Origin of the sequence: Photobacterium sp. BZF1 (assembly GCF_014349205.1) — a bacterium.
Classification (GTDB): domain Bacteria; phylum Pseudomonadota; class Gammaproteobacteria; order Enterobacterales; family Vibrionaceae; genus Photobacterium.
Genome location: NZ_JACSOF010000309.1, coordinates 1 through 1,325, shown reverse-complemented (window position 1 = coordinate 1,325; position 1,325 = coordinate 1). Strand labels below are relative to the sequence as shown.

Here is a 1,325-nt window from a genome sequence, read left to right as displayed (position 1 = left end):
CCCCAATATATGGTACGTCCCGTTATTGCAAGTAGAGTTCAAAATAACGAGCTGATTTGCGCTAATATATTCAGAGTCAGTTAGAGACTGTCAATTAGTCTCAGCTCTATGATGAGGTGTGCGCCAGACTGTCCTCGCAAAGTGTAAAGCATGTTAAGTTGCTGTTTGGGGCAACAGGTCTTCAGTCTGGTGGTCTAACCGTTGTGTCATCTATTACTCTCATTGCAAATTCGATTATATTCTGATTTCAAAGGGCTTTTTATTGACTAATATTGCCCATGCTATGCGAGCTATCTTGTTGGCTAAAGCCACCACTGCTATGTTAAAAGGTTTTCGTTTCTTAAGTTCAACTAGCCATGAGCCAAAGTATCTTTCAACCGACTTATCTCTCCATAAAATTGACCTTGCAGCATGAATAAATAATGTTCTCAGCTCCTTATTCCCGCGCTTTGATATCCCAAGTAGCGTGGATTTGCCACCCGTAGAGTATTGAACAGGAACAAGCCCGATCCATGCAGCAAAATTTCGTCCGTTTTTAAAATCACTTGGATTACTGACTGTGGATATACAAGCACTAGCTATAACTGGACCAATACCTGGAACAGTCTGTAATTGCTTAACCTGCTCATTGTCAGCGAGAATTTTTTCGACTTTGTCAGCTTGTGAATTTATACGTTCATTGAGGTTTAGATAGTGTTCATGAAGTTCACTCAATTCAAATATGATTAGAGGTGGAAGGTATTGATTTTTATCCACTAACCACTGAAATAAACCCTTCATACCAGCGTGACCTTTGGGAAAACTAATTCCGAATTCAAGCAGGATTGAACCGATTCGGTTCATACAAGCAGTACGCTCTCGAATATATCCGCTGCGTATTTTCCGAATAGTAGAGACCACCTGCGCTGATTCGGTTTTCGCTGAAGAGAACCTCATTGTTGGTCGAGAGGCTGCTTCTGCGATTGCGTCGGCATCGATGAAGTCATTTTTATTTGTTTTAACGTATGGCTTTACGTATTGGGGAGGAATTAGCTTAGGAGTATGACCGAGCTCAACGCACTTTCTAGCAAGCCAATGAGCCCCTCCACACGATTCCATAGCTACAATTACAGGTTCATGGAAAGACAAGAACTCCAGTAGCTTCTGGCGAGTAAATTTTTTCTTGAATAATTGGTGACCATGTTGGTCATGCCCAACTAAATGAAAAGAGTTTTTACCTAGGTCAATTCCGATAATGTGGGAGTTGTTCATGTGGCACTTTCCTTTAAAGACTAAACCAGTTCAAGTTTAGCTGTAGGGAGGGACGTACCATCTCATTAAGTGTG

At 41.4% G+C, this 1,325-nt stretch carries 1 protein-coding gene; it reads right to left on the bottom strand.

Going from position 1 to position 1,325, the window contains the following annotated elements; translation table 11 throughout:
* Positions 1-234: 234 nt before the first annotated feature.
* Entirely contained in the window at positions 235-1,251 is a 1,017-nt protein-coding gene (locus BIZ37_RS30180; RefSeq protein WP_187464674.1) for an IS110 family transposase, read from the bottom strand.
* Positions 1,252-1,325 lie beyond the last annotated feature (74 nt).

Coding starts and splice junctions, on each gene's coding strand:
- BIZ37_RS30180 (WP_187464674.1), bottom strand. CDS start 1,251: ATGAACAACTCCCACATTATCGGAATTGACCTAGGTAAAAACTCTTTT.